This is a genomic window from Staphylococcus sp. EG-SA-14 (assembly GCF_017151935.1).
GTDB classification, from domain to species: domain Bacteria; phylum Bacillota; class Bacilli; order Staphylococcales; family Staphylococcaceae; genus Staphylococcus; species Staphylococcus aureus.
The window spans coordinates 1-237 of the sequence record NZ_JACVZM010000121.1 but is presented as its reverse complement, the minus strand read 5'-3'; the positions used below and the strand labels follow the sequence as shown (position 1 = coordinate 237).

General features: G+C 33.3%; 1 protein-coding gene. It reads left to right on the top strand.

The features are described 5' to 3' along the window. Positions 1 to 237, top strand: a 237-nt coding sequence (locus IDG63_RS14615) for a DDE-type integrase/transposase/recombinase (RefSeq protein ID WP_206176513.1), incomplete at both ends; no start/stop codon positions are given.

Genomic DNA, 237 nt, shown 5'->3' with positions numbered 1-237 from the left:
CTAAAATAATTAAAGCTTTTAAACTTAAACCTGACTGTCATTGTACATCGAAATATCTGAATAACCTCATTGAGCAAGATCACCGTCATATTAAAGTAAGAAAGACAAGGTATCAAAGTATCAATACGGCAAAGAATACTTTAAAAGGTATTGAATGTATTTACGCTCTATATAAAAAGAACCGTAGGTCTCTTCAGATCTACGGATTTTCCCCATGCCACGAAATTAGCATCATGC